22 protein-coding genes and 2 pseudogenes are annotated in these 22,778 nt (G+C 69.8%); 14 read left to right on the top strand and 10 right to left on the bottom strand.

Translation table 11 applies throughout. The features are described from left to right. Positions 1–97: 97 nt before the first annotated feature. The 3 genes and pseudogenes from ACFV9H_RS32555 to ACFV9H_RS32545 all read right to left on the bottom strand — a co-directional run. Positions 98–535: pseudogene (locus ACFV9H_RS32555) on the bottom strand (helix-turn-helix transcriptional regulator); the annotation flags it as partial. A gap of 118 nt (positions 536–653) precedes the next feature. Next, positions 654–1,262 carry a GPP34 family phosphoprotein gene (locus tag ACFV9H_RS32550; protein WP_385405383.1) on the bottom strand — a complete coding sequence of 203 codons (609 nt, stop codon included), beginning with the start codon at positions 1,260–1,262 and terminating at the stop codon, positions 654–656. Positions 1,263–1,404: 142 nt separating this feature from the next. Continuing rightward, the gene (locus ACFV9H_RS32545) at positions 1,405–1,794 is read right to left on the bottom strand and encodes a hypothetical protein (protein ID WP_385405380.1); all 390 of its coding nucleotides are present in this window, start codon (positions 1,792–1,794) and stop codon (positions 1,405–1,407) included. 421 nt (positions 1,795–2,215) lie between these two features. Here ACFV9H_RS32545 and ACFV9H_RS32540 point away from each other — a divergent pair, with 421 nt between their 5' ends. From ACFV9H_RS32540 to ACFV9H_RS32520, 5 genes are read left to right on the top strand one after another with little or no spacing between them, the layout of a single operon-like run. Next, a complete protein-coding gene (locus ACFV9H_RS32540) occupies positions 2,216–3,577 on the top strand; it encodes a methyl-accepting chemotaxis protein (RefSeq protein ID WP_385405377.1) in 1,362 nt (453 codons plus the stop codon). Further along, positions 3,574–4,083 carry a hypothetical protein gene (locus ACFV9H_RS32535; protein WP_385405374.1) on the top strand — a complete coding sequence of 170 codons (510 nt, stop codon included), beginning with the start codon at positions 3,574–3,576 and terminating at the stop codon, positions 4,081–4,083. Before ACFV9H_RS32540 ends, ACFV9H_RS32535 begins: the two co-directional genes overlap by 4 nt. 36 nt (positions 4,084–4,119) lie before the next feature. Then, positions 4,120–4,785: a VWA domain-containing protein gene (locus ACFV9H_RS32530; RefSeq protein ID WP_385405372.1), complete on the top strand. Its 666-nt coding sequence runs from the start codon at positions 4,120–4,122 to the stop codon at positions 4,783–4,785. An 11-nt stretch (positions 4,786–4,796) separates the two neighbouring features. Continuing rightward, positions 4,797–5,948, top strand: coding sequence for a PP2C family serine/threonine-protein phosphatase (locus ACFV9H_RS32525; RefSeq protein ID WP_385405369.1), 1,152 nt, complete (start codon positions 4,797–4,799; stop codon positions 5,946–5,948). Then, on the top strand, positions 5,945–6,892 hold the full coding sequence (locus ACFV9H_RS32520; protein WP_385405367.1) for a hypothetical protein: 948 nt from the start codon (positions 5,945–5,947) through the stop codon (positions 6,890–6,892). Before ACFV9H_RS32525 ends, ACFV9H_RS32520 begins: the two co-directional genes overlap by 4 nt. Before the next feature lie 148 nt (positions 6,893–7,040). Here ACFV9H_RS32520 and ACFV9H_RS32515 read toward each other — a convergent pair whose 3' ends face one another. Then, complete coding sequence (locus ACFV9H_RS32515; RefSeq protein WP_385405364.1) at positions 7,041–9,062, bottom strand: exo-alpha-sialidase; 2,022 nt, start codon at positions 9,060–9,062, stop codon at positions 7,041–7,043. Between the two features lie 144 nt (positions 9,063–9,206). After that, positions 9,207–9,677 (bottom strand): winged helix-turn-helix transcriptional regulator, encoded by a 471-nt coding sequence (locus ACFV9H_RS32510; protein WP_385405361.1) that lies wholly within the window; start codon positions 9,675–9,677, stop codon positions 9,207–9,209. On the opposite strand from ACFV9H_RS32510, the gene ACFV9H_RS32505 reads away from it, so the two are divergent. Next, entirely contained in the window at positions 9,657–10,067 is a 411-nt protein-coding gene (locus ACFV9H_RS32505) for a YybH family protein (protein WP_385405359.1), read from the top strand. The genes ACFV9H_RS32510 and ACFV9H_RS32505 overlap by 21 nt on opposite strands. Before the next feature lie 160 nt (positions 10,068–10,227). On the opposite strand, the gene ACFV9H_RS32500 is transcribed toward ACFV9H_RS32505, so the two are convergent. Continuing rightward, positions 10,228–10,539 (bottom strand): hypothetical protein, encoded by a 312-nt coding sequence (locus ACFV9H_RS32500; protein WP_385405356.1) that lies wholly within the window; start codon positions 10,537–10,539, stop codon positions 10,228–10,230. Positions 10,540–11,344: 805 nt separating this feature from the next. Between ACFV9H_RS32500 and ACFV9H_RS32495 the strand changes: the two genes are divergently transcribed. Beyond that, on the top strand, positions 11,345–12,262 hold the full coding sequence (locus tag ACFV9H_RS32495) for a DUF6891 domain-containing protein (protein WP_385405353.1): 918 nt from the start codon (positions 11,345–11,347) through the stop codon (positions 12,260–12,262). Positions 12,263–12,305: 43 nt separating this feature from the next. On the opposite strand, the pseudogene ACFV9H_RS32490 reads toward ACFV9H_RS32495, so the two are convergent. Then, positions 12,306–12,488, bottom strand: a pseudogene (locus tag ACFV9H_RS32490) (transposase); the annotation flags it as partial. Between ACFV9H_RS32490 and ACFV9H_RS32485 the strand changes: the two are divergent. Next, complete coding sequence (locus tag ACFV9H_RS32485; protein WP_385405386.1) at positions 12,442–12,894, top strand: hypothetical protein; 453 nt, start codon at positions 12,442–12,444, stop codon at positions 12,892–12,894. The pseudogene ACFV9H_RS32490 and the gene ACFV9H_RS32485 overlap by 47 nt on opposite strands. On the opposite strand, the gene ACFV9H_RS32480 is transcribed toward ACFV9H_RS32485, so the two are convergent. Continuing rightward, the gene (locus ACFV9H_RS32480) at positions 12,873–13,241 is read right to left on the bottom strand and encodes a hypothetical protein (RefSeq protein WP_385405350.1); all 369 of its coding nucleotides are present in this window, start codon (positions 13,239–13,241) and stop codon (positions 12,873–12,875) included. The two genes, ACFV9H_RS32485 and ACFV9H_RS32480, sit on opposite strands and share 22 nt — an antisense overlap. Positions 13,242–13,568: 327 nt before the next feature. Between ACFV9H_RS32480 and ACFV9H_RS32475 the strand changes: the two genes are divergently transcribed. Further along, entirely contained in the window at positions 13,569–13,973 is a 405-nt protein-coding gene (locus ACFV9H_RS32475; RefSeq protein WP_385405348.1) for a hypothetical protein, read from the top strand. Between the two features lie 233 nt (positions 13,974–14,206). Here the strand turns inward: ACFV9H_RS32475 and ACFV9H_RS32470 are convergent, their stop codons facing one another. Next, complete coding sequence (locus tag ACFV9H_RS32470) at positions 14,207–14,653, bottom strand: anthrone oxygenase family protein (RefSeq protein WP_385405345.1); 447 nt, start codon at positions 14,651–14,653, stop codon at positions 14,207–14,209. A 90-nt stretch (positions 14,654–14,743) separates the two neighbouring features. Between ACFV9H_RS32470 and ACFV9H_RS32465 the strand changes: the two genes are divergently transcribed. Next, positions 14,744–15,322: a TetR/AcrR family transcriptional regulator gene (locus ACFV9H_RS32465; RefSeq protein WP_385405342.1), complete on the top strand. Its 579-nt coding sequence runs from the start codon at positions 14,744–14,746 to the stop codon at positions 15,320–15,322. A 719-nt stretch (positions 15,323–16,041) separates the two neighbouring features. After that, complete coding sequence (locus ACFV9H_RS32460; RefSeq protein ID WP_385405341.1) at positions 16,042–16,473, top strand: hypothetical protein; 432 nt, start codon at positions 16,042–16,044, stop codon at positions 16,471–16,473. A 283-nt stretch (positions 16,474–16,756) separates the two neighbouring features. On the opposite strand, the gene ACFV9H_RS32455 is transcribed toward ACFV9H_RS32460, so the two are convergent. Beyond that, positions 16,757–17,326 carry a GNAT family N-acetyltransferase gene (locus ACFV9H_RS32455; protein WP_385405338.1) on the bottom strand — a complete coding sequence of 190 codons (570 nt, stop codon included), beginning with the start codon at positions 17,324–17,326 and terminating at the stop codon, positions 16,757–16,759. A 150-nt stretch (positions 17,327–17,476) separates the two neighbouring features. On the opposite strand from ACFV9H_RS32455, the gene ACFV9H_RS32450 reads away from it, so the two are divergent. The 3 genes from ACFV9H_RS32450 to ACFV9H_RS32440 are packed head-to-tail and all read left to right on the top strand — an operon-like array spanning position 17,477 to position 22,775. After that, the gene (locus ACFV9H_RS32450; RefSeq protein WP_385405336.1) at positions 17,477–17,887 is read left to right on the top strand and encodes an SseB family protein; all 411 of its coding nucleotides are present in this window, start codon (positions 17,477–17,479) and stop codon (positions 17,885–17,887) included. Next, a complete protein-coding gene (locus tag ACFV9H_RS32445) occupies positions 17,884–18,366 on the top strand; it encodes a hypothetical protein (RefSeq protein WP_385405333.1) in 483 nt (160 codons plus the stop codon). Before ACFV9H_RS32450 ends, ACFV9H_RS32445 begins: the two co-directional genes overlap by 4 nt. After that, positions 18,366–22,775 (top strand): putative T7SS-secreted protein, encoded by a 4,410-nt coding sequence (locus ACFV9H_RS32440; protein WP_385405331.1) that lies wholly within the window; start codon positions 18,366–18,368, stop codon positions 22,773–22,775. The genes ACFV9H_RS32445 and ACFV9H_RS32440 overlap by 1 nt, the downstream gene beginning before the upstream one ends. Positions 22,776–22,778: the final 3 nt, after the last annotated feature.

Here is a 22,778-nt window from a genome sequence, read left to right as displayed (position 1 = left end):
CCCGCAACGGCGCGGCGGCGCGGCGGCGCGGCGGCGACGCGCCGGGCCGCCTCGTGCGGCCGGGTTTCGTCGTCGGGCCGACGGCCCCGCCCCGCGCTCACCGTGCCGGCGCGGCGCTGCGATGCTCCTGCGGGCTGATGCCGTACACCCGCTTGAACGCCGAGCTGAGGGCGAACCCGCTGCCGTAGCCGACCTGCCGGGCGACGACGTTCCGCGTGGCGTCGGATTGGCGCAACAGGTCGGCGGCCAGGGCCAGGCGCCACTCGGTCAGGTAGGTCATCGGTAGCGTGCCGACGGCGTTGCGGAAGCACACGGCCGGCGTCGCCCGTGACACCCCGACCTCGGCGGCGACCCGCGCCGGCGTCCAGTCGTTCGCCGGGTCCTCGTGGAACAGGCGCAGCGCCTCGCCGACCACCGGGTGGGTGTGGGCCCGGTACCAGGCCGGGGCCTCGGTCCCGGGCCGGTCGAACCACACCCGCAGCACCGAGATGAGCAACAGGTCGAGCAGGCGGTCGAGCATGACACCCTGGGCCGGCCCCTGTGGCGTCGAGCGTGCCCTCCACCGCAAGCCCCGCGACTTCGTGGACTGGGTGGCCGAGATCGCCCGCACCGGAGTGTGGGACGCCGCCCAGGCCGGCCGAGTGGCGAGGTGCCTACGGGGCCCGCCACACGTTGGCGAAGGCCGTGTTCTCGATGGAACGCCGCTGGCGTACCGCCTCCAGTTCCATCACCGCGTCGTTGACGGCGGCCAGCACGGTCGTCACCGCTTCGGCGTCCGAGCCGGCATCGTCCCGGGGACCTTCGCCGCGGCGGATGCCGATGGCCGAGGCGAGGGCCCCGAGGACGGGTTCGTCTTCCTCCCAGCGGCTCCGGGCGAGGCGCCGGGCGGGCGTGTCGACGAGCTCCATGCGCTCGGGCCCGAAGTTCAAGCGGCCGCGCCGCGCACGCGCCAGCAGGCCGTCCTCTTCGAACGCGGACTGGTAGGCCGCTGCCAGGTCACGGCCCCTGCGCCACAGCCAGTCCTCGACGTGTTCGTACGGAACCTGCCGAACGAGTGTCGACGCCGCCGCGCCGAGCAGCCGGTCGTCCAGGGCCGGCTGTGGGCCCGGCACGATGAGATCGCCGTCCAGGTCGATGGCCTGGGCGCGGAGGAGGTCGATCAGTTCGGCGCCCGCGAGAGACAGGGACAGGTCGCCCTGCCCCACGGCCCGCTCCGGCCGGGGCTCCAGGGCAACGGTGAACAGGTCTCTTGCCGTGGTCATGTACGGCTCCCTCGTCGTCGACCGCACCCGCGTCCCGTCGCGGGGCGGGGTACGGGTCAAGTATCGCTCGACCGCTCCCCGTTCCAGACGGAGGGCGCCGGGTCGACGCCGCCGGGGCCATTCGTTTGGCGGCGGGTGCTGCTCAGTGTCCACGGGGCCGGCGGTCCAGCGGTGGCTTCATTGCCCAGGTCCAGGGGATGCCGAATCCGTAGTCCCGGTCGATCAACTCGTGGACGTGATGCCGGGCATTCGGTGTGTACCACCGGACCTCCGGACGCACGGCAAGTCCGCCTGCCTCCGGGGTCACCATGGCGATGGTGCAGCCGAGCACCCCGGGTGGGGAGTCGTTCAGCAGGATCCGAGAGCTCGGGCCGCCCGGGACCGTCACGTTGACGGCAGCCCCCAAGCGGCGGAAGTCCACCGAACCCTCGTAGATGTAGACGAAGAACAGCAACCGGCGGAATTGCTCGGACTGCATCAGGTTGACGCGCAGTGTCCTCGCCGTCCGACGAGGAGCCCGTTCGGTCGTCATGGTCGAGGGCGATCCACGGCCATTCGGTGAGTGAACCGAAGTCGTCGCCCAGCGCCTGAACCACGGTCGCCGTCCCGTCCCGGAACTCCACCAGACAGCACAGGTTGACGTCCACGCGCGTGCCCGGCAGCCAGTTCAGATTTGCCTGCAGGGCGCCGCGGGCCGCAACACGGGCACGCGGCACCGTGTCGCCGGGCGTCGCCGGCACATCGGATCCCTGACCGTGCAGCCGGATCACTCCCCGTGGCCGGTTGGCCGAACTCATAATGCTCCTCATATCACATGATGGTCATTCAAAAGCTGGATTGCCGCGCTCCCCTATGATCCGGTCTCGCCGCGGCGGGACGCCCCGGCGACCAGGGGGTTCGTCAATCGGACGGCAGCATGCCGTACCGGGCCGCTACCCCGTACTTTCATGGGGGTGGGAATGCCCGTCGGCTCCTTTGCCACGGCACCGGTTGTCGCGACACAGCTCAAGGATCTCGCCGATCATCCGGCACTGATCTCCCGGAAAGAGGAGCTGCACTCTCTGGCCGATGCCCTCCAGGGGGTCGGCGACGGCGACGTGGAACCGTGGACGGAACTCGACCTCCTCCAGTTCTTCTGCCGGAAGGAAAGCCTCGACGCCACGGTGACCCGGCGGCCGGAACACCGGGTCTGGGCCTACCTGGAAGCCGGGATAGGGGCCCTGGTCTTCCTGCCCCTCCTGCTGACCTGGTTCGGCCTCAGCCGTGCGACGAGTGCCTACGAAGCCCTCATCGGAGAAGACCCGAAGGCCGCCGGGCGCCCCTTTCTCCAGCTGTGGCAATCGGGCTTCGAGGGCCGCATGGAGGGCTGGTCCACCTTCGGTCACGTCGCCGGCTCCGCCACCGCGGTGATCCTGCTCCTGTTCGTGCTGACGGTCGTGCACGGTGCGCGCCGCGCACGGGCCGACCAGCAGGCCGAAGCGGCCCAGCGGGCCGCCGACGACCTGCTGGCCCGGCTGGCTCCCGTACTGACCAAGGCACAGCTGCTGCTCAACGAGCGGAGGTTGACCTCGCCGCAGCGGTTCACGGCCGAGCTCACCGGAGCCGCGGCCGCCCTGGGCAAGCTCCTGAACAAGGCGGTACGCGCACACGGTCAGCTGGAGACGGCGGCGACCGCGGTCGCCGACGCCGTGCAGCACGCGGGCAAGCAGCTCGCCGAGGTCGACGCGGCGGTCCGCCCGCTGGAGAAGGCCGTCGGCCGGGTCGAGACCGCCGTGCGCACCAGCACCGACGAGATGGGCAAGGCTGTCTCCGCCCTCGCCGACCCGTTCGACAAGAGCAGTGCCCGTCTGGAGTCCGCGGTGTCCGGCAGCGGCGCCATGGTGCGCCAGGCCTTGGAGGACGTCCGTACCGTCAACGGCGAGGTCCGCGATGCCCTGACCGGCGCCGGCGACCGGGTCGAGGACTCGGTGACCGTCCTCGCCGCGGCCCAGCGCTCCTTCGCCACCGGAACCGAGCTGGCCGCCGACGTGTCCGGGCAGGTGCTCAACCGGCTCGGCGACGTCACCGAGCGGACGGCTGACGCCGTCGCGGCATCGCAGAGGGCGGTCCTCGGACTCGCGGAGCAGACCGGTGCGCTGCGTCAGGCCGCCGAACGGTTCGCGGAGCTGGCAGAGGTGCTGAGCCGAGGCGTGCCCGCTCAGCTCGCCGGCCCCGCGCAGGTGCCGGGGTCCGCGCCGGTGCCGGGGTCCGCCGGAGCCGTGGACCTCGCGAAGGCCAGTGACGGCGACCGGTCCACCCCGGTGGACGCCCGATGACGAAGGCGCGGCGTCCCCGGCTCACGCCCCTTCACCTCGCGGGCTGGCTGTTCGCCGACATGCTGCTGGTCCTCGCCTTGGTCGCGATGGGAGACCAGGGCGATCCGGTGAAGGCCGCCGAGGCGGACAAGAGCAGCCGCGCGTCGGCCTCGCCGAGCGCCACGCCGTCCCCGGGCCCGAAGCCGAGTCCGACCCCGTCGGGGCCCCGCGCGGTCGAGCGCACGGCGGTGGAACTCTCCGTGGACGGGGACGCTTCCGACACGGACCGCATCGTGCAACAGCTGCGCGACCGGACGGGGCAGTACCAGGGCCGTACCGCTGCCTTCGTGCTCACCTTCGGCCGGAATCCCGAGGTGGGCGGCGGCGTCGAATACGCCCGCAGGATCAACGGGCTGCTGGTCAAGGCCCGCCCGGAGATGTTCGGCGGGGCCACGACCCGAGACTTCTTCGTCCAGGGATCCTCCGGAGGCCGGGCCGACATCGAGATCTACTTCTACACCTACTGAGACTGCCCCAACCCATCACTTGCGGAGCGTGAGACCGTGCAGATCCTTCCCTTCTACCTGGTGTGCGACGAGTCGGGGTCGATGGTGGGTGACCCCCTCGACAGCATCAACGGCGCGTTGCCCGAGCTCCACAGGGAGATCAGCACGAATCCGACGGTGGCCGACAAGACCCGTTTCTGCCTCATCGGCTTCTCCGATGACGCCAGCGTCCTCCAGCCGTTGACCGACCTCAGCGACATCGACACCCTGCCCGCGCTGTCCGCGGGCGGCTTCACCGCGTACGGTGAGGCTTTCCGTACGCTGCTGCGCTGCATCGAGCAGGACGTGGAGGAGCTGAAGAGGCAAGGCCACGAGGTCTACCGGCCGGTGGCCTTCTTCCTCTCCGACGGCGCCCCCACGGACAACGGCTGGATGCAGGCCCACAAGGAACTCGTCGAAGCGCGCTACCGGCCCAACATCATCGCCTTCGGCATCGGCGAGGCCGATCGGGCCACCATCGGCCACGTGGCCAACTTCCGCGCGTTCATCCAGGAGGACAAGAACGTCTCCCCGGCAACCGCGCTGCGCGAGTTCGCGGCCAGCCTGACCCGTTCCATCGTCCGCTCCGCGAGCAGCATCGCGGCGGACGGGAGCGGCGGCTTCAACCTGGCCGTGGACGACACCGTGCCGGGCTTCTCCACGGTCACCCTCGACAAGCTGTGAGGCGGGAGACCATGCGACCGGAGATCAACGGCCCGTCCCGCGACGAGCCGTACGACCAGGAACTCGACCCCGTGTACGGTTCGGCGGCACACGCGCCGCAGATTGAACCCGAGCCCATGCCGGTGCCAATGCCCGCGCCCGTGGCCGTGCCCGTACCCGCGCCCGCCCCCGTGCCGACCCCGGTGCCCGCGGTGGAGCCCCGTCGCGACCCGCCGGAGTGCGCGGAACCCGCTCCCGAATCCGTCCGGGACGTCCCGGTACTCGGCCCGCCGCAGTTCAGCGGCGCCAAGCCTCCGCTCTACGCCCCGGACCCGGCGGCCGCCGTGGCCGCCGGCGGGGACACCGAGGCAGCCCTGGTCCCGGACACCGTCCTCGACGGTGCCACCGTGGGGCGGCTGACCGTACGGGCCGGCTCCGTCCGCGGCGACGCACACCGCTACCACGCGGAGCCGCGGCAGGATTCCCTCGCCGTCGCCCGACTGGGCGCGGCGGACCACGAGCTGCTCCTCCTCGCGGTGGCCGACGGCGTCGGTTCGGCCCGCCGTTCGCACGCGGGTTCCCGGACCGTCTGCCATGAGATCGTCCGGCAGTTGGAGCCGCTGGCCGGACACTTGGCCGATCTCCTGCGCCGCGAGGACGACAAGGAACTCACCGGGCTCGTGAACTCCGCCGTCGGCAGTGCCGCCGAGTCACTGGCGCAGAGCGCCGTCGGCCTCGGTCACCGGCCCGACGACTACGCGACCACCCTGCGTGTGCTGCTGGTCCCGGTCGACCCGGCCGTCCGCACCCGCGCGTTCTTCGCCGTGGGCGACGGCGGAACCCTCCGGTTGCGCGACGGCGGCTGGGCCCCGGTCTTCCCCGAAGAGGAACAGTCCGGTGCCGAGGCGGGGGTCATCGACACCCGTACCGCGGCCCTGCCGTCCACGCGGTACGCACAGGTCCGGCTGATCCGCGACGCCCTGCCGGGCGACGTGGTCGTCCTGTGCACGGACGGTGTGTCGAATCCGCTGGCGGGCGACGGCGGGATGCGGGAGTTCCTGCGGGACGCCTGGGCCGGCGGGCCGCCGGGACTGGCCGACTTCCTGTGGCAGCTCCAGTACCGGGTGAAGTCGTACGACGACGACCGCACCGCGGTGTGCCTGTGGGAGGGGGAACACGCATGAGCGAGGTCGACGGTACGGACGTCGAGCTGTCCTCGCTGCCGCTGCTGGACAAGATCGGTGATGGAGGCCAGGGCGAGGTACACACCGTCTCGGGTCGCCCCGGCGTGCTCTACAAGAGCTACCGCGAGCCGCACCGGGTCGACGGTGAGGCGCTCGCCGGCCTCGTCTCCGTACGGCTCCGACTCGGTGTCGCCGAGCGGGCCGGTTGGGACGAGTCGGCCGCGTGGCCACTGAGCAGGGTGGTGAACGGCGGCCGGGTCACCGGCTTCCTCATGCACGATGCGCCCGCCTCGATGAGGTGGACCACCTGTGCCGGCTCGTCGAAGCTGACCGAGCTCGCCTTTCTGCTCCGCCCCGCGAAGCCCGCCTGGCAGGGCGTCCTCCAGCCGACCCCGGGCGAGCGGCTCGCCGTCGTCGTCGCCCTCGCCGAGCTCCTGGACCGGCTGCACCGGACCGGGCTCGTATTCGGTGACCTGTCCCAGGCCAACGTGCTGTGGACGGTCCGACCCGCCCCGGCCGTCCACCTGCTGGACTGCGACGGCGCCCGCCTGACCGGAAGCGGACCGGTGCTGGCCCAGGCGGACACCCCGGACTGGAACGATCCGCTGGCGCCGCCCGGTCTGGTCAGCGTGGACAGCGATCGCTACAAGGCCGCGCTCGCCATCGGCCGGATCCTGGCCCAGGACGCGTACACGGCCCCCGGCGGCCCGTTCGTTCCACTGCCCGGCGTGCTCGACGAACGCAGGGAGAACGCCGTACGGGCCCTCTACGGGAAGGCCGCCGGCCCGTACGGGACCCGGCCGGACCTCGGCCAATGGCGGGTCGCCCTGGCGGGCCGCGAACAGATCAAGCTCGCCGCCGCGCAGCCCGAGCCCCGGCCGGTGCTGGACCAGTCGAAGTTCGAGGGACCGCGGAACCGGGGGAGCATCCGGCTGCGCGGCTGACTCGGAGCCGTCGACGGTCCGGCGTGATCCGGACGGGGCAGTGGGCAGGCCCACCAGCAGTGTGCCGCTGCGGCACCTGAAATGTGATCAGGGCGCCAGTACGCGGCACACCGCAGCCAACGATCAGGTGATCCTCGGGGATGAGCGACTAGAAGGTCCAGACACTGTTGAACGGGAGGGCGAGCCGCTTCTTGTCTTCCTGAACCTCGGTTCCGGCCATCAGGGAGGTCAGTTCCGCCGGGGTCAGGAACGCGCCGTGGATCCGGACCTCGTCCATCTCGCCGGCGAAGGGCTTGATGTAGGTGTGATCTGCACCGAATCGGATGCTGAACGGCCCCTTGTCGCGATCGGGGTTCTCGGGGTCCTTCGGTTTCGTGATCCGGAGGTCGATCGCCTGGCCGGTCGGGTCACCCACGCCCGATACGATCCGTCCGTCCACGGCCAGCTCGAGCAGGTCGCCCTTGCGCCGAAGGGCCACGTGGTGCCAGGCGTTGTTGTCCAGGCCGGTGGCCGAGTGGACGTGAAGGCTGGACTCCCCGGTCCACGTCCTCAGGTATTCGCCGTCGAGGTTGTACTCGGTCACGGCGACCTTGCCCCGGATCGATCCGCTGATGGAGCCGTCCCTGTTGGCGACGATCTTCAGCTCGGAGGAGCTGCTGTCCTGTCCGTAACCGACGATGACGGGACGGGGCCGCTGATCGTAGGTGGGGTCGGCCTCGGTGGGAGTGGAGGTGTCCGGACCGTACTTCACCCATGTGCTGACGGTGAAGTCACTCGTCCCGAGCCGCAGGGAGTCGCTGCACGGCACCCGGACGGCGTCGTCCTTGCCGTCGAAGCGCAGGCTCTTGCCGACGCCGTCGTACCCGGTGCCGAACTGGGCGGCCCCTTGTACCACCGCGTTGTTGCCGGCCCCGCTGCTGTCGCCGGTGTGTTTCGCCCGGAGGTCCTCCTGAGCCCCGGTGAGGTCGGCCTCCTTGAAGGCGGCAAACGTGATGTTGCCGTGCGGGCTTCCCCCCGCGTGCTCGTAGAGCACGCCGATCTCGCCCGTGAGGAGGTGTTCCATGTCGGAGTACCCTGCCCGGGCCCTGTGGATCACCGCACCGGAAGTCGACCACGTCTTGCCCTGGTCGGAGGACGAGCGGATGGCCAGCGTGAAGCGGTCGTTGGACTCGGCACCGTGGCGGACCGGCGAGGAGAACAGGAGCTTGCCGCTCGCACCCCGAAGGAGAGACCCGGATACGGGCGGGGCTTCCATCTTCCCCACCAGCGAGAAGCTCACCCGGAACTTGGTGTTGGCGATGTCGGCGGCCCCGATCTCGGCGGACAGCCGGCGGTCCCTGGTCCCGCAGACCCTCTTGGAGCGGGCGTTGACGTACACCCGGCCGTCCGGCAGCAGCGCGGTGGAGGGCTCACTGGGATAGTGCGTGCCCTCGGGGGTCTCCAGCGCCTCGGACCGGGCACCCATGGCCCAGGTCTTGCCGTTGTCGTCGCTGTAGTAGAAGACGGCACCGCCGTACACAGGGGGGTTCTCGTCCGTCCCCCTGCGGTACTCACCGGAGACGACCAGCCGCCCCGAAGCCAGCCTGACGCCCTTGCCGGGGCCAACCGAGATCCATTCCCAGTCGGGTTCCTTCAGGTGAGTCAAAACCTCCTTTGTAGATGTCCAGGACGCGCCACCGTCCGTGCTTTCCGTCCGCTGCAGCTCGCGGTCCTGCCGAGCTGTTCCTTTCACCTCGTTGAAGGCGTAGAGAAGGGTGATGTGGCCGCGGTCGAAGTCGGTGACGACGGGGGCCGGGTTTCCGTAGCCATGCGGGTCGCCGGCGCCCCGGATGACCTGGAGGCCGGATTCCCACGTCTTTCCGTCGTCGGTGGACCGCCTGGCCACGATGTCGATGTTGCCGACGTCATTGCAGTCTTTGACTCTGCCCTCGGCGAAGGCGATCAGAGCCTGTTTCGTCCGGACCAGTTGCGGTATCCGAAAGCACGCGTAGCCGAACGCATTATTGGTCGAGAAGGGCTGGGTGGTGCGGGGCGTCAGCTCGGCCGCAGCCGCCGTGCCGGTGAGCCCTCCGGGCAGTAGAGAGGCGCACAGCGCGACGAGCGCGACAAAGGCGGCCGAAAGCAGGGTGGTTGAACGTTTCCGCCGGATTCTTGTCCCATGATCATTCATGATTTCAGGGTAGGCATCGCATCGACCGCCCTATGCCTCGACCCCCCAACCCCCCTGCCGTGGCGGTGCCTTGGCAGGCCCGTCCAAGAGGTTCAGACAGGGGGGGCTGTGACTCGAACGCGGCGACGGCGCCCGCTGCTCGGTTCAGGGTGCTGGGTCGCAGCCCTCGCGGGGCTCTGCCCCCGCCCCGGTATCGGCCAGCTCGACCCCGGTCCGGTACAGCTCGACCAGCAGAGGCCGCAGCGCGGCTCCGGCAGTGGTCAGGCCGTAGCGGGTGCGCACGGGAAAGTCGGGGAGTCGTTCCCGGACGGCGAGGCCCTGCGCTTCCAGTGTCCGTAGCCGCTCGGTGAGCACCTTCGGGCTGATGTCGGGAAGCAGGGCCGAAAGCGCGCCGAATGACAGCGGCCCGCCCATCAGTTCCCGCAGCACGAGCGTGGTCCATCGCCCGGACACCGCCGCGAGCGCCAGCTCCACCGGGCAATCCGGCTGCGGCCGCCGGGTACGTCCGCCGACGTCCGGGACGAGCTCTGGGTCCCACCGGTCGGCGTGGCTTTCCATTTGGTGACCCATTTCGTCCTCGGCTTGGCTGACGCCATGAACATCGAACGCGATCATGCGCCCACTGTCGCCCTGACCACCCATCCCCGGCAACATCCGGCTGTCTTCGCCGCGGCCTTCAACACCGGCGACCCTGCGGCGGTGGCCCAGGTGTACGAGCCGGACGCCGTCTTCGTCCCACGTCCCGGGAACCCGCTGACGGGCGCGGCCCTCGCCTCCGCCACGGCGGAGTTCCTCGCGCTGGGCCTCCCGATAGAGGTGCGCCCCCGCCACACCTACGTGGCGGGTGACCTCGCGCTGCTGATCGTCGACTGGAGCATCGAGGGAACCGGGCCCGACGGCGCGGACGTTCGGTTGGCCGGAACCGCCACGGACGTCGCGCGACGCGGTGCGGACGGTCTGTGGCGCTACGTCATCGACAACCCGTTCGGCACCGCGCCCGCCTGACCCACGGACCTCGGAGCGCTGGGGACCACCGGTCCCCGGGGACGGTCAGGGTACGCAGCCGGGTGCGAGCCGCGATCGTTCCGCGTGGCGCCGAGCAGCGTGCGTCGCGTTCGCGCACGGTCTGCCACGCGGTGCGAGCGGCGGTGTGGGAAGCGGGCACTCAAACCGACGAGGAACGGCTGACCAGGCGCCCATCGAGGACGACCTCCAGCCACGTGTAACAGTCACCGATCCACACCCCGACCTCCGCCCCACACCCGGCGCAGGCCAGGTTCGGCCCCTCGTGCCCGCCCGGCCCGCAGCAACCGCCCCAGCGGCTCAGGATCTTCGTGGTTCCGACCAGGTCGCCGGGGCTCAACAGCAGGTTCACCCCTGGCCCGTGCCCCGCACGGGCCATTCTGAAGCCCTTGGGCAGCGAGCCCCAGGTGACGCGTCCCGGCTGCGGGTCGCGGGCGAAGGTGCCTGCCGCCATCCTGGGCGGGCAGGGGTCCACAGGAGAGTCGAGCGGCGTCCAGGCCTCGTCCTCCGCCGGCGGCCTGAGTCGTGGTCGAACTGGGGGAGTATGCCGGAAGCGTTGTGGGCTACCTTCGCGACGAGTTCGGCGATGGTGAACACCAGTACCTCCTCCTCGTTCAGCGGTGCCTTCTGGTCCAGGCTTCGTCGCCGCAGTCGGTAGAAAACGTCATAAGCGTTTGGCCACTCTTCTTCGGCCTGGTTCTGGCTCGCGCAGCGAAGTACACGGCCGGCCCAGACGACCGGAGCGGCCTGACTCTCGAAGTGGGACCGTCCCCAGGCATAGAGACGCTGGGCGTCCGTCAGATCAGCCATGACTGCTCCTTCGTTGGGAGGTAATGCCGCTCCGGGTTTCCACGGAGAGCAGACGTCCGCCGAGGCGGCGGCGGTGGGCAAGGGTGTTGCTCCGTCAGACAGCCGCGGCGGTGGACGCCCGGGGGCGGCTGTGCGGAGGCTTCGAAGAGTCGAGTGTCGAGCCGCGAGCTTGGTCTCCCAGGTTCCTCGCCCTGATGCACCGCAATACGCGGTCCGCCTCATCGACGCAGAAGACGTCGGCGCCTCCATGCATCGAGCCGGTGCACGCCGAAGTCGCCCGCGCTCGTAACCGAGTCCCGGGGGCGACGATGTCAACGCGAGCGTGGCGATCCGCAGCTCGGCCTCCCACCGGGCCCTGCACGGGATCGGAGTTGTTCTGGGCCGTCGCAGTGAGCTGGCTCGTGCGTCGCGGGAGGTCTGCTGTCAGAGGGGTGTGTCAGAGTCTGCGCATGCTTGAGATCGTGGTGAAGACGGAGAACGGGGAGCGGCACGTTCGTGTGTCCGCTGAGGAGTTGGCTGGGCTGGTCCGGCGAATCGGGGGCGAGGGTGACCGGTTTCTGGTGGTCCATCGGATACCCGACCTCCCCGACGTCTTCGCCCAGGTCTGGCACGAGGCCGGCGGGGACTACACGCTGGAGCACCGCGACGGTTCCGCCGACCGGCACTACCACGTGACAGTCGACGGTTCCGGGGCCGTGATTGAGGCGATGACCGGCTGGGCCCGGCAAGGGTCCGGTTGGGGCACTGATCTGGCCTGGTCGCTGCTGGATGTGAGGCCCACCAGTGAGGTGCCGCCGCTCGACCTGGACGAAGACGAGCGCGAGGAGTTGGAGAAGCGCGTCCGCGAGGTGCTGGTCGGCGGTTACGCCGACCGCGCCGAACTGGCGGAGCTTGCCGAGGAGTACCTGGTCACCGCGGACCGTCGACCCGTGTCGCGCGTGCAGGCGGAGGCGCTGGTCGACCGGATGTGGCTGGCGCGGGCCGCGGAGCAGGCCGAATGGCAGGGCGAGACGGACCCGGAACGGCTCACCCGCGCGTTCGTCGCCCTGCAGGAGGCCGGTATCACCGCTCGCGAGAACTTCACCTGCTGCCGCAGCTGTGGGCAGTCCGAGATTGGCGGGGAGGGCGGGACCGACGCCCGTGGCTTCGTCTATTTCCACTCGCAATGCACGGACTCTGCCGCAGCCGGCCACGGACTGGCGCTCCTCTACGGAGGCTTCGACGGCTCGTCCGAGACCACGGCGGCCATCGGCCACGAGGTCGTCGCCGCCCTGGAAGCAACGGGTGTCCAGACCGAATGGGACCGTGACCCAGGCCGGGCCATCACCGTCACCCCGCTGGAGTGGCGCCGCCGCCTGGTCGGATAGAGATCGTCTCCCGAAGAGGGCCTGGCCTTTGCCGGTGGGGTCGAGCAGGGTCGCGAGGAACGGATACCTCCACCGGACCGACGTCCGTCAGCACGGTCTTCGCGCGTGTCCCGTCGGGGGAGTTGCCACCGCTCTTCCCGGCCGGATCGTGCTTGTCATAGCCTCGATGGTCGGTGATCTTGCCCTCCAGAGCGGATTCCAACAGCCGCTTCGTCCGCTGCCTGATCGACCTGGCGCCGGGCGGAGAGCAATTCATGACCGTCGACCACGGGCAGGCGGACGTCGCCTTCCACCACCACCCCAGCGGAGACGTTCTCTTCACTCTCCGCGTCGAGGCCTTCGGGTACGACCCGGAGGGCACCTTTGTGGAATGGGGCGGCGGCCACCTGACCCCCGACACGGCTGTGGTCACCCTCGGCAGTGAGAGCGAGGACGGGGAGGAGTGGTTCCGATACCACCTGATCGACGTGCGCACGGGCACGATCGGCGGCGAGATGGCCGTGCTGAGCGGTTCAATGCGCCCAGCGGTAACAAGAGGGCGCACGGCCGCAGCACGCACATGTGCGGCGGGCGCGTGTCTGGGTGCCGGCAGCCCCACCAGTGGACGCTGTCACATGCCGGGTATGTCGTAGCCGGGGTCCGGATGCTGACGGGGGGTCCACCACTCGGTAAGACCCCACGCCCCGAGCGCGAGCGCGGCCATGGCCGCGACTGCCGCAGCCCAAGGCGGAACCCGCCTGATGGCCAAGGACCAGGAGAGGAGCGGCACCAGCGCGCCGCCGAGCAGGATGAGTGGCAGGTCGACGAAGACCACGCTCAGATCGCGGGCGTGGCCCTCGAATCCCCCGTCGATACTGAACGCGGCCCTTGGTGCCCAGACAGCCAGCCCGATCGCTGCGCCCAGGCTGGCGAGGAAGTATCTCGCCTGGCGCTCGCTCATCGGCTTGATACCGCTCTGCCCTGGGGTGTTTTCCCTCATGCCCTCTGGACGTGGTGGTTCGACGCACGGTTGCAGAGGGTGGCCTGCCGGCGCCCGCGCACCGTCGTCGGCAGGGTAGGCGTTGGTTGATCCCGCAGTAGCCATCGAGGTCTTTCCTCGCATCCGTCCGCGGGCCAGCGCGGGGCCGCCTGGAGAAGCACGTCGAGCAACGCCGAGGACACCTGAGCACCGGGTGGGGAAATCAAATACCCCCATCACCGCGGCAGACCTCGACATCCACATCCCCTCCTTCTTTTGCTCGCTCGTCGGGGTGGACTTCGGCGTCCGGCCGTGTCGCGCCGGCTGTGTTCCCTGGTTGTGAGAAGCATGCGGAAGTTCATCCATCTGAACGCGGCGGCCGCCCTCGCGGCTGCCTTCGTCATGTCGACGGCGGGGCCGGCTGCGGCGGACTCCAGCTCTTGCACGCACCACTTCTCCGGCCCGCAGGTCTGTGTCCGGCTTGAGGGCAGCAATTTCTGGAACACGCCCACCGCGATCTGGGTCAACCCGCCGAAGAACGTGAAGACACGGCAGGTGTCGCTGTACGTGAACGGCAAGCTCTACCGCTACGACAAGAACCCCGCGACGGCAACCCGCGTGGGCAAGACCCTCAGCTACACCTGGAATCACTCCGAGTGGGATGCCGAGTCGAAGATCTGCGTCCGATTCAAGGGAATTGACCGTGTTGCCTGCGAGAGGGTGAAGGACATCGGGGACAGGGCTCAGTTCTAGGCTGTGTCTTCGGATCTTGCTCCCCCGGCTACCGCTGGTAGGTGCCCCGGCGTTGTCGAGGCAGCCGAGGAGGTCCGGTGACAATCCGAAGCCCTCTGCCTCATCCCGACGGGGCGAAAGCCGTCGAGGTAGCGGGGCGAACCAGTGCGTGCCGGGGCGGCTTTGGGCGGTGCCGCACTTCGGGCGCGCGGCCGAGCGGTTGCGGCTACGACCGGGCGGGTGAGCCCGCGGGCTCAGGTGAGGGCGGCGACCAGCAGGGCGAAGGCGGCGATGATGACGGCGACGCGGGCATAGTGGAAGCGGGCCCAGCGGTTCATCTGCTCCTTCCAGTCGGCGGGCCGGTTGTCAGGGGTCCACGTCTTGTTCCGGTTGTTGATCGGAACGAGCAGCAGAAGCGACATGATCACGCTGAGGGCCAGCAGCGCGCCGGCGGTGACGACGAGTCCGGTGCCGTGGTGGTGCCATCCGGCGATGGCCCAGACCGCGACGAGGGCGAGCGAGCCGATGTACCAGACCGGCATCACGGCGCCGAGCATCCGGCCCCCGTGGGCGTGGCCGAGTTGGCGGCTGTCCTCGGGGAGGGCGTTGAGGATCGGGTTCATGACGAAGGCGACGGAGAACTCCACCCCCACCATCACGCCGACGATCACGGTGGTGACGACCTCGAGTGCGTTGAACATGACGACCCCTTTGGTGTCTAGCATTGCTAGCTGATGAGGCAACGCTAGTACTGCTGCCGCTTGATTGTCTAGCGGTGCTAGGATCGAATCATGTCGGTACAAGAACGCAAGCAGCGCGAACGGGCGGAGCGCGAGCGCCTCATCGTGGCAACGGCCCGCGAAATCGCCGAGCAGCAGGGCTGGGACGCGGTCACCACCCGCCGGCTCGCCGAACGCATCGAATACAGCCAGCCCGTCCTCTACAGCCACTTCCGCGGCAAGCGCGAGATCATCGGCGCCGTCGCCCTCGAAGGCGCCGCGGAGATGGCCGCGGCCGTGCGTGCCGCGACCTCCGCCGCCAACGGCCCGCGGGAGCGGGTCGCCGCGCTCGCCCGCGCCTACCTCGACTTCGCCGCACGCAACCCGGCGGTCTACGACGCCTTGTTCCAGCTCGACGGCGGCCTGGCCTTCGCGGACGAGGACACCCCGGAACCTCTCAAGGACGCCTTCGCCGCCCTGCTGGAGAGCCTCGGCGAGGTCGCCGGGGACGGCGTCCACCCGGGGCTGTTCACCGAGGTGTTCTGGGCGTCCCTGCACGGCATTGCGACCCTGACCCGGGCGGGACGGCTGCTGCCGGAGTTCGCCGCGCAGAGGGTGGAGCTGCTGGTGGAGCGGCTCGCCGTGGTCTGACACACCGTCCCGGCGGGCACGCAGCCGGGGCCCGCGGGCCCCCGCCGCTGCCTGCCTGCGGCAACGCTTCCGGTCACTCGCGACCACACGGCGCAGCCTCAGATCGCCGGGCCTCGTACCCCGGGCGGGCCCCCGGAAGCAAGCCGCGATGCTCATTGACATCGTCAACCGGCAGCTGTCCATCGCGCGCAAGGGGTGATCGGCCGGTGGCAGCCCGAGGGCTGACTCGCATGCGATCCCACGATCGGCATCGAGCGGCGGCCGGCGCCGCCGGACCGCGCCAAGACCCTGGCAGAGAACCAGATCGCCGCCATGTTCCTGATCTGGGATGGGACGCCAATGTGGGAGGAGCCGCGCGGTAGCCGGACAAGGTCCAGGGGCGGGGCGAGCGGTCCGGATGAGCGAAACCCGGCGGCGCCGCCGCCGGCGGGCCTTGACGGCTCGACAGGGCCCGCACCCTTCGCCCTCAGGCAGGCAGGCAGTCCTGGCCGACGACGCGCGTGGCTGTTGGACGCGAAAACGGGCTCTGACTCGACTTATATGGTTCGGGCACCCTGAGTGACGGCTGGGCTGGCCCGGATTGTGTGCCGGGCCGCTGTAAATGAGGTACTGGGCCGCCAGGAGAGGCGTGGTCGCGGAGGCAATCCGCCATCCCGCGAAGTGCTCGGCCAGCGGGTGCGCTCTATGATCTCGGCGGTCATCGACATGGGGGTAGGGGTATGGACGGCGGGCGTTCGACGCGCAGGTGGTCGCTCGATGAGAAGAACTGGTCGCGGGGGTGGTGGATTCCACTGGTCGTCGTCGTCCTGGCGGCCGCGACCTGGGGGTTCCTGGGGTTCGTCGAAGGCGGCTGCAAGCGCGGGCCCAGGGGCGGATGCGTCGCCGCCGACGGCTACGAGTTGCGCAGCTGGGTGTTGTTCCTCGCTTCGATGCCCACACTGTTCGTGGTCGGCACCGGCCTGACCGCCGACCGATGGCCGCCCGCCCTGGGCGTCGCAGCCGGCGGCGCGGCCTGCGGGCTCTACACGGTTGTGCAGGGCCACACGGTCCCGCACCTCATCATGGCGGCCGTCCTCTTCGCCCTGGCCATCGCGGCACCGGCGCTGGCCTGGCGGCGCCGACGGGCGGCGCGAGCGGGCGCTGCCGGCTGACATTGACCACCCTGGTGACCCACGGTCACGGGCCACCGAAGTTGGGCCAGAGCCCGAGAACGGGAGTCGTTTCGACCCGACTTCGAGAGCCGCCTCAAGGCTCCGTCGCCTGATCCCCTCGGGGGGCCTGCTCATCGGGGCGAGCCTGAGCGACTACGTGCCACCGCCACGGGTCTTCACGGCGTACGAACGCGCGTGACCCCACTCGGACGCTTCAGAGGGGCGCCTCCAGGTCGCCGTCGCGGCGGGCGAGTTCGGCGCCGGGCAGGTGGGCGGGCGCGGGTCAGAGAGACGGGGCCTGGAACGAGTGCAGGTCGGCCACCGCGAGGGTTTGCTCCGCTTCATACGCCTGGAAAGTGCCCATGCGCCGGAACCCGAGGCGGGTGGCGAGCCTGAGGGAACGCTCGTTGGCCGTTTGGGTCACCACCAGGACGGGCTGGTCGGGCAACTCGTCGGCGGCGGCGCGCAATATGGCCGTGGCGGCCTCGGATGCCAGTCGCGCGCCCCAACTTCCGTGCCGGAGCAGGTAGGTCAGCTCCAGCTCTGAGCCTTCCTTGGTGACGTGTCCGGGAAGGTCGGCGGAGCGGCGATCGAGTACGAGTGTCCCGATGAACCGGTCGGTTTCCTTGTCGGCGATGACGTAGGTTCCGGGCTTGCCCGCAATGGCGCTGATGCCGTTCGCGTCGAAGTACTGCTCGACGACGGCACGGGGCCGCGGACCCCCGAGGTGGGCACGGACGTGCGGATCGGTCTGGAGCTCGATGAGGCCGTCGATGTCGGCGTCGTGTGCTTTGCGCAGCCGGAGGCGATCCGTGGTGATCTCAGTGGCGGACAGCGTGGGCGATGCGTTCATGAGATCCATTGTCCCAGCTCATCGGATCGAGCCACCGGTCCCGAGCCGGCAGCCAGCTCACCCTTGGGGATGCGCGGTTGGGGCACTGCTGGGGCCCGGGTGTTCCGACTCTCACCGAGCAAAGCGTACGAATATGTGATCATGCATGGCATGAGCATCAGCGGGGGCGGTGTCGAACGGTCCGGCGGTCGGATGACCTTGGCCAACCTTCTGCACCAGGAAACGGTCGCGCGCATGTCGGAAGCGGAGAAGCTCGCTGCCGCGCGCGGGACGCGCCTGTACTTCCAACGGCCCGAGCAGCCGGGCTTCCTGGTCTCCGAGACCGAGGCCGGACCACTGGTACCGCTGTTCACCTCGGTGGAGGGCTTGGCCCTCTTCGCGGGAGCGTGCGCCTGGGCGTCGACCACGGTCGCGGACCTCGTCGAACTCCTGCCCGACGGGGTCCGGGCCCTGGTCGACCCGTTCGGCGAGCGCCCCTTCCTGCTGAACGTGGAGGCGCTGCGCGAGGCGGAGACCACCGAGGACAGGGACCTACGAGACGACGGAGGAGCAGGGCGTTGACCAGTCGGGACGCCATGGAGGGACGTCAGAGCGGTGACGGTGCGGCCCCCGGTGACGGCTATTCGATCCAGTTCACCGCGGTACGGAAGATGATCGACCCCCTGGAGGAGTCGGTCGTTGCCGCGCGCATGGTGAAGGACCACAAGGACAGACTCGCGGCGCATCTTCAAGGAAACGCGACCTTCGAGATCCTCAACTCCGGAAAGGGCTTCCTGTCCGCTTGGGGTTACGGCATGGGTCAAGTCGCCGAGCACGCCGACGAGGTGGTGGCACGCCTCCACGAGGTGATCGCCGCGTACATCCTCGCCGACCTGCTGGCCGTCGAGAATTTCTCCCCCACCCCGGACAACATCTCCAAGCTCCCCGTCGGCAGCGTCGGCAAGTGGACCTGGGACCACGTCGGCAAGCCCACGTTCGACCCGCCCAAGACACTCCTGCAGGAGGAGTGGCCACCGGACCCCACCGAGGTGAGTGCGTAGTGCTGGACGACAGGCCCGCCCCGGAGCGGATACCCGCCGGCTGCACGCCCAAGGACCTCATCTACGGCGATCCGGACAAGGTCGACGACCTGGTCATCGAACTGCGCGCGTACGCCGGGGCGTTCCAGGACGGCGTCGGTCAGCTCCAGGTTCTGGAGTTCGAGGAATGGTCCGGCGAGGGCGCGAGCGCCTTCAAGCAGGCGACCGAACGACTTCCCAAAGAGCTCACCTCGGCCAACAAGCACTTCCTCGACGCCGCGAATGCCCTCGACGCCTACGCGGACAAGCTCCGCTCGGTGCAGAAGCTCTGCCTGCCGATCATCGAGGACGCCGACGAGGCCAGGGCGACTTCGAAGAAGTACTGGAAGGACGTCAAGGCGTACAACGACGCCGTGGAGCGCCACGACGATCCCCTGCCCGAGCGCCCGTCGGAAAGCGACCCGGGCGCGGCCGCCATGGCCGGCTGCGTGGGCCGGCTCGACAAACTCATCGAAGAGCTCCAAGTCGTCGTCGACGCGTCCGAGCGCAAGCTCAACAACGGCGCCAAGGATGCCCCGGACAAGCCCAAGGGCTGGGACGCGGTGAAGAGGGGCGCCTCCGACTACTGGGACGGCTTCAAGGACGGGGTGGACGGCCTCGTGGGCCTCGTCGAACCGCTCGCCGACGGGGACGTGAACGGCTTCGCCATGCAGCTCGCGGGCATGGCCGACGGGATTGCCTACGGGGCGCAGCATCCGACGGAGTTCGCCAAGGCCGTCCTCAACTGGGACGAGTGGTCGCGCAACCCGGCGCGTGCCGCCGGACAGATGAGCCCCGACCTCCTGCTCGCCATCGCCACGGGGGGCGGCGGCGCTCTGGTGCGCGGCGGTAGCGCGGCCAAGGCCGCCCTCAAGCGCCTGACCGACCGCAGCAGCGCCCTGCGCCGGGACGGCAGCGCCGGCGGCCGGGCGGACGGCGAGCCGGGCAAGTACGACAAGTGCGGCGACGACAAGTGCACCACCGGCGAACCGATCGACGTGGCGACCGGCGAGATGGTCATGACGGCCACCGACGTCTCCCTTCCCGCAGCCCTTCCCCTCGTCCTCGCACGCAGCTTCGTCTCCGGGCACACCTGCGGCGGCTGGTTCGGACGAACGTGGGCCGCCACCCTCGACCAGCGCCTGGAAATCGACGCCAAGGGCATCGTCTACGTCGCCGACGACGGCATGTTGCTGCGGTATCCCGTACCGAGCCCTGATGAGGACACCCTGCCCGTCAGCGGCCCGCGCTGGCCACTGCGCTGGGACGGGAAGCCCGGCGGCGCCATGACCATCCACGTGCCGGAAAGCGGACGGACCCTGCATTTCGCGCCGCTGCCCGCCGCGGACGCCACCGAACTCGCCCTCCACGCCATCACCGACCGCAACGACCATCGCATCACCATCACGTACACCGCGGAGGGCCACCCCGAGCAGATCGTCCACTCCGGCGGCTACCGCATCGCCGTCGACACCGACCCCGCCAAGCTGCGCGTCACCTCCCTGCGCCTCCTCGGTCCCGGCACGGACGAACGCGGCGTGACCCTGGTCTCCTTCGGCTACAGCGCGGCCGGTGACCTCACCGAGGTCGTCAACTCCACGGGCGAGTCGCTGCGCTACGCGTACGACGCCGAACACCGCATCTCTTCCTGGACCGACCGCAACGGCACGAAGTTCGGCTACGTCTACGACCGGCACGGGCGGGTACTGCGGACCGTCGGCTCGGAAGGCATGATGACCGGCCGCCTCCACTACGACGACGCGGCCCGCACGACGGTCTACACCGACTCCCTCGGCAACCGGACCACGTACGTCTACAACGAGGCGTACAAGGTGGTCGCCGAGACGGACCCGCTGGGCAACACCACCCGCACCGAGTGGGACGAGACCAACCGGCTCCGACTCGCCGTGACGGACCCTATCGGCCACGTCACCCGTTACGCGTACGACGACCGCGGTCGCCTGCTGCGTGTGGAGCGCCCGGACGGCACGACCGGAACTGCCGCGTACAACGAGCTGGACCTGCCGACGGAGGTACGGGAGCCGGACGGCGCGCTGTGGCGCCACACCTACGACGCGCGCGGCAACCGCACATCGACCGTCGACCCGGCGGGCGCCCGGACCGAGTACGCGTACGACGACCACGGCCATCTCAAACAAGTCACCGACGAGTTGGGCCACACCACCGCCATCGCCACCAACGATGCAGGTCTGCCCATGGCGGTCACCGATTCGCTCGGCCACACCACGTCCGTCCGCCGCGGCCCGCACGGGCGCGTCACCGCCGTCACCGATCCCCTGGGGCGTACCACCAGACACGGCTGGACCATCGACGGCAAGCCCGCCTGGAGGCAACGCGCGGACGGCACCCGCGAGAGCTGGCAATGGGACGGCGAGGGCAACCTCGTCGAACACACGGACTTCGCCGGCAACATCACGCGGCACACCCACACGCACTTCGACCTACCCGCCACCCGCACCGAACCGGACGGCACGCGGTACGCCTTCGCGTACGACACCGAGCTGCGGCTGAAGCAGGTCACCAATCCCCAGGGTCTGACCTGGAGCTACGACTACGATGCCGCCGGCCGCCTGATGTCCGAGACGGATTTCAACGGCCGGAGCCTCAGCTATGCCTACGATCCGGCCGGCCGGCTCGTCTCCCGTACCAACGGGGCGGGCGAGACGCTCCGCTTCACCCGAGACGCCCTCGGCCGTGCCACGGTCCGACGCGCCGACGACGGCACCGAGACGGTGCACGCCTACGACGCCGCGGGTCGCCTGGTCATGGCCGCCAACCCGGACGTCGAGATCCACCGGACCTACGACGTCCTCGGGCGGCTCGTCAGCGAGTCCGCCGACGGAGCCACCAGCACCTACACCCACGACGCTCGGGGCCGCCGTACCTCGCGCCGTACGCCCGCCGGCGCGCTGTCCGAATGGACCTACGACGGCGAAGGCCGACCCGTGGCCCTCAGGACCGCAGGCAACCAGCTGGACTTCCGGTACAACGCGGTGGGGCGCGAGATCTCCCGCACCTTCGGCGACGACATCGTCCTCACCCAGACCTGGGACGTAGTCGACCGCCTCACGACCCAGTCGCTCACCGGTCGCCCGGACGCCGGCCAGACCCTCCTCCAGCACCGCACGTACGCCTATCGGGCTGACGACCACGTCACCGAGATACGCGAGCTGACCAACGGGACCCGGCGCTTCGACCTCGATCCCATCGGCCGGGTCACGGCCGTCCACGCGTACGGCTGGACCGAGCGGTACGCCTACGACAACCTCGGCAACCTCGCACACGCCACCACGCCCGACCATCCTGCCGACGGCGACCACGAGCTCAGCGGAACCCTCATCCGGCGCGTCGGCCGGACGGTGTACGAGCACGACGGCCAGGGTCGGCTCGTCCGCCGCGTCCGCAAACTGCTGAACGGGCAGCGACGCACGTGGACCTTCACCTGGAACGCGGAAGACCGGCTCACCGACGCGACCACACCGGAGGGTGACCACTGGCGGTACACCTATGACCCGCTCGGCCGACGCACCGCCAAGGAGCGCCTCGACCCCGACGGCGCGGTCGTGGAACGCACCACCTTCACGTGGGACGGCACCCGCATGGTCGAGCAGGCCACCCTGGACGGCCACATCACCACCTGGGACTACGCACCGGGCACGCACCGCCCCCTGACGCAGACCGACCACCACGCCCAGGAGGAGCACGACGCCCGCTTCCACGCGATCGTCACGGACCTCGTCGGCACCCCGATGGAGCTGGTGACGCCCGACGGCCACATCAGCCGGCAGTTCCGCACCACGGTATGGGGCGCGGACCTCCCGACGCCGTCGGACGCGACATCGGTCGTCTGCCCGCTTCGCTTCCCGGGCCAGTACCACGACCAGGAAACAGGCCTCGACTACAACTGCTTCCGCTATTACGATCCCGAGTTCGCCGGCTACGCCTCACCCGACCCACTCGGTTTGAGCGCCGCGCCCAACCACCACACCTTCGTACCCAATCCCTTCGTCTGGTTGGACCCGCTGGGACTGAAGTGCCTCGACCCCGACGACCAGGTCCGGCATGATTCCGCACGCGAGACCGCGGTCGACAGTGACGGCAATATGAGGGGAGTGGAGGACAATCCCGGCGTCAGGCTGATCGACGAGGTGGAGCTGGAGAGGATCCGCCTGGACCTGCACGCCAAGCTCGGCGATCCCGACGTCAGGCAGACACCGAAGGGCACCATCGAGACATGGCAGTTGTCGGACGACCCGAAGGCGACCGTGACCTATCGGTCGTTCAGTAAGTCCGGCGGAGCGACCATCGACTACAACGACGTGGACGGCCTGGACATGAAGCGATTCCACATCCCGCAGCATGGGAACTGAGAC

Source organism: Streptomyces sp. NPDC059874 (genome assembly GCF_042731135.1).
Taxonomy (GTDB): Bacteria; Actinomycetota; Actinomycetes; order Streptomycetales; family Streptomycetaceae; genus Streptomyces.
Note: the sequence above shows the minus strand (reverse complement) of the source record. Positions and strands in the feature narration are given on the sequence as shown.

Bases quoted from the DNA above. Each gene is read 5' to 3' on its own strand.
- ACFV9H_RS32550 (WP_385405383.1), bottom strand. From the start codon at position 1,262: ATGACCACGGCAAGAGACCTGTTCACCGTTGCCCTGGAGCCCCGGCCG.
- ACFV9H_RS32545 (WP_385405380.1), bottom strand. From the start codon at position 1,794: ATGACGACCGAACGGGCTCCTCGTCGGACGGCGAGGACACTGCGCGTC.
- ACFV9H_RS32535 (WP_385405374.1), top strand. From the start codon at position 3,574: ATGACGAAGGCGCGGCGTCCCCGGCTCACGCCCCTTCACCTCGCGGGC.
- ACFV9H_RS32525 (WP_385405369.1), top strand. From the start codon at position 4,797: ATGCGACCGGAGATCAACGGCCCGTCCCGCGACGAGCCGTACGACCAG.
- ACFV9H_RS32520 (WP_385405367.1), top strand. From the start codon at position 5,945: ATGAGCGAGGTCGACGGTACGGACGTCGAGCTGTCCTCGCTGCCGCTG.
- ACFV9H_RS32515 (WP_385405364.1), bottom strand. From the start codon at position 9,062: ATGAATGATCATGGGACAAGAATCCGGCGGAAACGTTCAACCACCCTG.
- ACFV9H_RS32505 (WP_385405359.1), top strand. From the start codon at position 9,657: ATGAACATCGAACGCGATCATGCGCCCACTGTCGCCCTGACCACCCAT.
- ACFV9H_RS32510 (WP_385405361.1), bottom strand. From the start codon at position 9,677: ATGATCGCGTTCGATGTTCATGGCGTCAGCCAAGCCGAGGACGAAATG.
- ACFV9H_RS32500 (WP_385405356.1), bottom strand. From the start codon at position 10,539: ATGGCGGCAGGCACCTTCGCCCGCGACCCGCAGCCGGGACGCGTCACC.
- ACFV9H_RS32495 (WP_385405353.1), top strand. From the start codon at position 11,345: ATGCTTGAGATCGTGGTGAAGACGGAGAACGGGGAGCGGCACGTTCGT.
- ACFV9H_RS32480 (WP_385405350.1), bottom strand. From the start codon at position 13,241: ATGAGGGAAAACACCCCAGGGCAGAGCGGTATCAAGCCGATGAGCGAG.
- ACFV9H_RS32475 (WP_385405348.1), top strand. From the start codon at position 13,569: ATGCGGAAGTTCATCCATCTGAACGCGGCGGCCGCCCTCGCGGCTGCC.
- ACFV9H_RS32470 (WP_385405345.1), bottom strand. From the start codon at position 14,653: ATGTTCAACGCACTCGAGGTCGTCACCACCGTGATCGTCGGCGTGATG.
- ACFV9H_RS32465 (WP_385405342.1), top strand. From the start codon at position 14,744: ATGTCGGTACAAGAACGCAAGCAGCGCGAACGGGCGGAGCGCGAGCGC.
- ACFV9H_RS32460 (WP_385405341.1), top strand. From the start codon at position 16,042: ATGGACGGCGGGCGTTCGACGCGCAGGTGGTCGCTCGATGAGAAGAAC.
- ACFV9H_RS32455 (WP_385405338.1), bottom strand. From the start codon at position 17,326: ATGAACGCATCGCCCACGCTGTCCGCCACTGAGATCACCACGGATCGC.
- ACFV9H_RS32450 (WP_385405336.1), top strand. From the start codon at position 17,477: ATGAGCATCAGCGGGGGCGGTGTCGAACGGTCCGGCGGTCGGATGACC.